This window comes from Rufibacter roseus (genome assembly GCF_001647285.1).
GTDB classification, from domain to species: Bacteria; Bacteroidota; Bacteroidia; order Cytophagales; family Hymenobacteraceae; genus Nibribacter; species Nibribacter roseus.
Genome location: NZ_LRML01000013.1, coordinates 118,730 through 125,811 on the forward strand (window position 1 = coordinate 118,730; position 7,082 = coordinate 125,811).

Annotated in this window: 5 protein-coding genes; 4 read left to right on the top strand and 1 reads right to left on the bottom strand. The window is 48.1% G+C overall.

Annotation, left to right across the window (positions count from 1 at the left end):
• Positions 1–230 precede the first annotated feature (230 nt).
• The 3 genes from A8O23_RS17140 to infB all read left to right on the top strand — a co-directional run bounded on the left by A8O23_RS17140 (position 231) and on the right by infB (position 5,302).
• On the top strand, positions 231–704 hold the full coding sequence (locus tag A8O23_RS17140; protein ID WP_066623833.1) for a ribosome maturation factor RimP: 474 nt from the start codon (positions 231–233) through the stop codon (positions 702–704).
• An 8-nt stretch (positions 705–712) separates the two neighbouring features.
• Positions 713–1,966: a transcription termination factor NusA gene (gene nusA, locus A8O23_RS17145; RefSeq protein WP_066623835.1), complete on the top strand. Its 1,254-nt coding sequence runs from the start codon at positions 713–715 to the stop codon at positions 1,964–1,966.
• Positions 1,967–2,134: 168 nt separating this feature from the next.
• Positions 2,135–5,302: a translation initiation factor IF-2 gene (gene infB, locus A8O23_RS17150; protein ID WP_066623836.1), complete on the top strand. Its 3,168-nt coding sequence runs from the start codon at positions 2,135–2,137 to the stop codon at positions 5,300–5,302.
• A 249-nt stretch (positions 5,303–5,551) separates the two neighbouring features.
• Here infB and A8O23_RS17155 read toward each other — a convergent pair whose 3' ends face one another.
• The gene (locus A8O23_RS17155; protein ID WP_066623837.1) at positions 5,552–5,980 is read right to left on the bottom strand and encodes a hypothetical protein; all 429 of its coding nucleotides are present in this window, start codon (positions 5,978–5,980) and stop codon (positions 5,552–5,554) included.
• A gap of 234 nt (positions 5,981–6,214) precedes the next feature.
• On the opposite strand from A8O23_RS17155, the gene A8O23_RS17160 reads away from it, so the two are divergent.
• On the top strand, positions 6,215–6,997 hold the full coding sequence (locus A8O23_RS17160; RefSeq protein ID WP_066623838.1) for an enoyl-CoA hydratase/isomerase family protein: 783 nt from the start codon (positions 6,215–6,217) through the stop codon (positions 6,995–6,997).
• The last annotated feature ends 85 nt before the right edge of the window (positions 6,998–7,082 follow it).

The following is a 7,082-nucleotide window of genomic DNA, read 5'->3' on the forward strand; positions in this document are numbered from 1 at the left end:
TCTCTTGAACTTTCTGCCCCTGCGTTTAGTTGATTATAAGGCGGTACGGTCACAGCTCTGCCAGAGTGAATTCCAAGATTTTTCTCCCGAAAATTTTCTTTACAAGAACTTAAAACGCTGAATATAGGCTATTGCTTGTGTTACAGATGATTTATTTGTACATTTGTGCGATTAAAGTGAAATGGAGGGGACGAGATAGTCCCCATTTTTATTTCTCACCCAAATCAGAAATGGCTTTAGAAGGAAAAATAATTGAGGGTTTTGCGCAGGAGGCTTTGCCGGAACCAGACCTATTTATTGTGTCCGTGCATGTGTCTGATACGCCAGTGAGACCAAAGGTGACTATTTTAGCTGACGGCGACCAGGGCATTACCATACAACAGTGCGCTCAGATAAGCCGCCGGGTATCTAAAAAAATAGAGGAACTATATGGTGAGGAGTTGGAGTATTCTCTGGAGGTGTCTTCTCCAGGTGTAGATTTTCCGCTGACTACCCCCCGGCAGTTCATCAAAAATGTAGGACGTAACATAAAGCTTACTTTTGAAGGCGGCGTAGAAAAACTAGGTGAGCTGCAGGAGGCCACCGAAGAAGGAATTTTATTTGCCGAAGAGGTAAAACAGAAACATAAGAAATCTTTGCTGGAGCCCGTAACAGTGCCTTACAGTGAGATTGTGAAAGCGCAGATTGTAATCTCTTTTAAATAAGACAAGACATGGATAGTTCAGTATTGATCGAATCGTTTGCGGAGTTCGCGAAGTTCAAGAACATTGACCGCCCTACCATGATGCGTATCTTGGAGGACGTGTTCCGCACCATGATCCGTAAGAAATGGTCTACTGATGAGAATTTTGACATCATCCTGAACGTAGAGAAAGGTGACCTTGAGATTTGGCGTAACCGCGAAATCGTGGACGATAACTCTGAGGACATTTGGGACGATGATAAAATCAGCCTTTCTGAGGCTCGTAAAATAGAACCAGACTTTGAGGTAGGTGAAGAAGTTTCTGAGCTGATCAAGCTTGAAGATTTCGGACGTCGGGCTGTATTGACCGCCCGCCAAACCCTGATCCAGCGCGTGAAAGACTTGGAGAAAGACCTGCTGTACCAAAAGTACAAAGATCAGGTGGGTGAGATTATTTCTGGTGAAGTGTACCAGGTATGGAACCGTGAAGTGTTGATTCTTGACTCAGAAGACAATGAGCTCCTGATTCCTAAAGCAGAGCAGATCCCCAAAGACCGTTACCGCAAAGGTGACGTGGTAAGAGCGGTGGTGCAGCGCGTTGAAATTATAAACGGTAACCCAAAAATCATTCTTTCTCGTACTTCTCCGCAGTTCCTGGAGCGTTTGTTTGAGAACGAGGTGCCCGAAATTTTTGATGGTTTGATCACCATTAAAAAAATTGTGCGTGAGCCAGGGGAGCGTGCCAAAGTAGCTGTAGAGTCTTATGACGACCGTATTGACCCAGTGGGTGCTTGCGTGGGTATGAAAGGTTCACGTATTCATACCATTGTGCGGGAGTTGGAGAACGAGAACATTGACGTGATCAACTACACCGACAACATGGAGCTGTATATTCAGCGGGCGTTGAGCCCTGCTAAGATCAGCAGCATCAAGATAAACGAAGAAACTGGCCGCGTATCTGTTTTCCTGAAGCCAGACCAAGTGTCTTTGGCAATTGGTAAGGGCGGCCAGAACATTAAGCTGGCCAGTAAACTGGTAGGCTTAGAAATAGATGTGTTCAGAGAAACTGAAGGTTTTGAAGAAGACATCGACCTAACCGAATTCTCAGATGAAATTGAGAGCTGGGTTATTGATGAACTGAAGCGCATAGGCTTAGACACAGCCCGCAGCGTTTTGGCCGTCAGCAAGGAAGATTTGGTGCGCCGTACAGAGCTCGAGGAAGAGACTGTAGAGGATTTGCTCAACATCATCCGCCAAGAGTTCGATACAGAAGAAAACAACTAGTGGGGCGCTTTACGGGCCGGGTTATTTGATCTGACCAGGGGGATGGGAGCCGTTTTCGGCCTGTTTTCCGGGAAGTAGGTCAAAAACGCGTGATTGCCAAGGCCACCCATCCTTTTAAAATAGAGATTGAGTAACCAGAACAGTAATACAAAAACAGCATATTTGAACATGTCAGAAGAAAGATCGATGAGGCTTAAACAGGTAGCAACCACTTTGAACATCAGTGTTTCCACCGTGGTGGAGTTCCTGGAGTCAAAAGGGGTTGATATCGATAATAGACCTACTTCAAAAATTACCCCGGAGCAGTTCAATATGCTGTCGAAAGAATTTGCTTCGTCTATGCAGGCTAAGGCTGAAGCGGCGGACTTGAGTTTGCCCGGTAAAAAGCCAACCGAACCGGAGCGTCCGGAGCCTAAAAAGGCACCTGAGCCGGAACCGGAGGTGTTTATTAAGTCTAATCAGGTAAGAACGCAGCCTGCAGAACCGGCTAAACCAGCAGCCGAGCCTGCGCCTCAGGCCCCGGCAGCCTCAGCGCCGGCCTCTGGTGCCACTTTACCGGGTATTAAAGTACTTGGCAAAATTGAGCTAGACGCAAAAGGTCGCCCAGTGCCACCTAAACCGGCTCCAGCTCCAGCCTCAACACCAGCTCCGGCACCGGCTCCAGCAGCAACACCAGCTCCTCAAGAGACGGTTAAGCCTGAAGAAGCCCCCGTTGCTGAAAAACCGACACCAGCCCCTGCTGCCCCAGCTCCAGAACCTAAGAAAGAAGAAGCTCCGGCTCCGCAAACACCAGCACCAGTACCAGCACCAGCGCCTGAGGCACCAATAGCCAAAGCAGAAGAAAAGCCAGCTGCTCCGGCCCAGCCGCAGCCAGCTCCAGCACCAGAGGCCAAAGCTCCAGAAGCAAAGGCACCAGAAGCCCCTTCTCCTGCTCCTGCCAAGCCCACCCCTCCGGTGGCCCCCCAGGCCGCAACAACGCCGTCTGCGCCTGCCACTCCTCCGGCTACGCCAAGCGCACCAGCTGAGCCAGCCGCCGAAGAGAACAAGCCTCAGGAAACTATCAAAGCTCAGGCTGATCAGTTGAAAGGCCTGACGGTGTTAGGTAAAATTGAACTACCAGTTAGCGGTGGCCGCGGTAAAGGTGGTAAGCCTGTCGCTTCCTCAGATGAGCGCCGCAGAGGCAACCAGCCAGGTGGCCAGGGTGGCGATAAAAAGAAACGCAAGCGCATTGAGGTGCCTAAGGGCGGAAACGCTCAAAGCGCCGCAGCCAATGCTGCTCAACAAAGTAGACCGGTAGTTCCGGCAAACAACCGCACTGGCGGACAAGGAGGCGGTAACCGTCCGGGCGGAGGCCCAGGTGGTCAAAGACCAGGCGGCGGGCAGCAACGCGGTGGCCAGCCAGCCCCACGTGCCGTAAAAGCCGAATTGACCGATAAGGAAATCCAGGATCAGATTAAGGCTACTTTGGCCCGCCTAAGCGGCGGTAAAGGCCAGGGAGGTAATCGTGCTAAGTATCGTCGTGAAAAACGTTCTGCCGTGGCCGATGCCGCTGATGAGCGCAGAATGCAGGAGCAAGCGGAATCTAAGATTCTGCGCGTAACTGAATTCGTGTCTGCGAATGACTTGGCCGCCCTTATGGACGTGAGCGTGAACGACGTGATCAAGACCTGTATGAACTTGGGCATGTTTGTGTCTATTAACCAGCGTCTTGATGCCGAAGCCATTACCATTATCGCCGATGAGTTTGGGTATGACGTACAGTTTGCCTCAACGGAAGAAGAAGAAAATACTGGTGTAGAAGAGGTAGACGCAGAAGAAGATCTGCAGCCACGGGCTCCAATTGTGACCATTATGGGTCACGTTGACCACGGTAAAACCTCATTGCTTGACTATATCCGTAATTCAAAGGTAACTGCCGGTGAAGCAGGGGGTATAACCCAGCACATTGGCGCCTACCAGGTAACTACAGATACTGGCAAGAACATCACCTTCCTTGATACCCCGGGTCACGAAGCCTTTACCGCCATGCGTGCCCGCGGTGCCAAAGTAACCGACGTGGTTATTATTGTGGTGGCCGCTGATGACAGCGTGATGCCGCAGACCAAAGAGGCTCTGAACCACGCACAGGCAGCAGGCTCTCCAATTGTAATTGCCATAAACAAAGTAGATAAGCCAACAGCCAACCCAGACAAAATCCGTGAGGAACTTGCCCAGTTAAACGTACTGGTGGAAGAGTGGGGTGGTAAATACCAAAGCCAGGAGATTTCGGCCAAAACCGGACAAGGTATTGACGAGCTATTGGAGAAAGTATTGTTAGAGGCTGAATTGTTAGACCTGAAAGCAAACCCAGACCGTCGTGCCGTGGGTACTGTGATTGAAGCTGCCTTGGACAAAGGCCGCGGATATGTGGCTACTGTTTTAGTGCAGACAGGTACCTTGAAAATTGGGGATGTGTTAGTAGCCGGATCGCATTATGGTCGTGTAAAAGCCATGAGTGACGTGTTGGGTCGCCGCCACAAGAAGGCAGGACCATCTGTTCCAATTCAGGTGTTAGGTATTGACGGTGCTCCGCAAGCCGGCGATAAGTTTATAGTGATGGAAACTGAGCGTGAAGCTCGTGAAATCGCGAATAACCGCCAGCAGTTGCAGCGTGAGCAAAGCATGCGTACCAAGAAACACATCACGCTTGATGAAATTGGACGTCGTTTGGCTATAGGTACCTTCAAGGAACTGAATGTAATTGTTCGTGGTGACGTGGATGGTTCAGTAGAAGCACTTTCTGACTCATTACTGAAACTGTCTACCGAAGAGGTGCAGGTGAATATCCTTTCAAAAGGAGTTGGTCAGATCTCCGAGTCAGACGTTCTTTTGGCTTCGGCATCAGATGCCATCATCATTGGTTTCCAGGTGCGTCCTTCGGCCAATGCGCGTAAGCTGGCAGAGCAGGAGCAGATTGACATCCGTCTGTACTCTATCATCTACAACGCCATCAATGAGCTGAAAGACGCCATGGAAGGTATGTTGGCACCAACAGTGCAAGAGGTGGTAACCGCTAACGTAGAGGTACGTGAGGTCTTCAAGATCACCAAAGTGGGTACCATTGCCGGCTGTATGGTCACAGACGGTACCATTACCCGTAACTCTAAAATTAGATTGGTGCGTGACGGTATAGTGGTTCACTCTGGTGAAATACTGGCCCTGAAGCGTTTCAAAGACGATGCCTCAGAAGTACGACAAGGCTACGAGTGTGGTATTAGTATCAAGAACTTCAATGACTTGCAGCAAGGCGATGTTATTGAAGCATATGAAGAAAGAGAAATCAAGCGTACTCTCTAAGAGAGCGGTTGTTTTAAAATAATAAAGCCCTTCCTTTAACAGAGGAAGGGCTTTTTGTTGTGGTTAAGTTTGCAGCGAATGTGTTTCCACTGCAGGATATTTGATCATCTTCATAAAGGTCTACACCTGTTGGTGGAAAACAGGTTCGTCTGTTTTAGAGGTGGTTTTGAAAAAGGAGCCAAAAAACAGAAAAATAAAAGAAGCCCCTCCATACTACTGGAGGGGCTTCTTTTTCAAATGTTAATATCCTTAGAAGAACAGGAATTTCCGCTTACGCTTCTTTACCCCCTCTTTATACATTTTGCCATTAGGGTTTTCCTGGTCCACTATCTTTTTTGACTTCTTTTTCTTCTTCTTTTCCGCATTTTTATTCGTATACGCCCTCATAGAAAAGCGTCCTTTCCCGCTTTCGTATTGGTTGTTAACCCCTGAGTAGGCAGAACCGGTTGAGTAGCCGTTTTGCTTTGCCTGCGTCATAGCCTGTTGACGGCTTAAAACAAACTGGCGCTCAGCATTTGGGCCACTTGGAGCAGCGCCTTTCACCAAGCCATCATGTCCTTTTACTTCTTTGGGAGCTCTTTTCTTCTTCTTAGACTTTTGAGCCGTAGCATGTGGCGAGCAAGAAATCAAAAGTGATAAGCTAAAGAGAAGAGTAAAATATTTGATCAGGCTTTTCATATAAAATCAAGATAACAAAAAGTAATGTAATTGATCAAACTACATTAATACTGCCAAGGTTCCAGTAAATTCTTGAGCAGAAGCGGAAAATTGAAAATTGCTAAGGGTGAAAAGTAGAATAATAACGCCTAGTCGTTTTGTTTAGTGTGGAGAGTGTCAAAACATTCTCTTCTATTTTCTTTGTTATATTTGCGCCTTTCGTTTCAAGATTTTCAAAGGGGGAGAAATTAAACTATGGCTAATTATAATAATCTGCTGCTGGAAAGCCGAGATGGAATATTGTTCATTACGGTAAACCGCCCAAGCAAGATGAACGCACTAAACATTGAAACCGTGAAAGAGTTACACACGGCCATGCAGGAAGTATATGATGATGATACGGTAAGGGGTGTGATCTTAACTGGAAGCGGCGAGAAAGCTTTTGTAGCCGGAGCTGACATTGCTGAAATTGCTGAGCTAAACGAAGTAAACGGGCGCCGCTTCTCTGAGCGGGGGCAAGATGTCTTTTCTATGATTGAGGAAAGCCCTAAGCCTGTTATTGCCGCCGTGAACGGTTTTGCCTTAGGTGGCGGGTGCGAATTAGCCATGGCCTGTCACATACGAGTGGCCAGCGACAATGCTAAATTTGGGCAGCCTGAGGTTAATTTGGGTTTGATACCAGGCTACGGAGGCACGCAGCGGCTTACCCAGCTAGTTGGGAAAGGCAAAGCCATGGAACTGATGATGACAGGTGATTTGATCTCGGCCGCTGAAGCAAAAGAATTAGGTTTGGCAAATCATGTGACGACACCTGAAGGCCTAACCTCTAAGTGCCTTGAGATTATGCAGAAAATTATTTCAAAGGCTCCATTGGCGGTAGGTATGATTGTAGACTGCGTAAACGCGTGGTATGATAAAGAAGAGCACGGTTATCAGACAGAAGCCAACTCTTTTAGTCGCTGCTGCGGATCAGAGGACTTCAAAGAAGGTACCTCGGCTTTTCTGGAAAAGCGTAAGCCGCAGTTCAGGGGCGTGTAAATCAAAGGATTGATTGCAATTTGTTGTTATACAAGAGAACCACCTACTCCCGTTTTCGGCTTGTTTTTGAAAAAGCGAGCTGTAA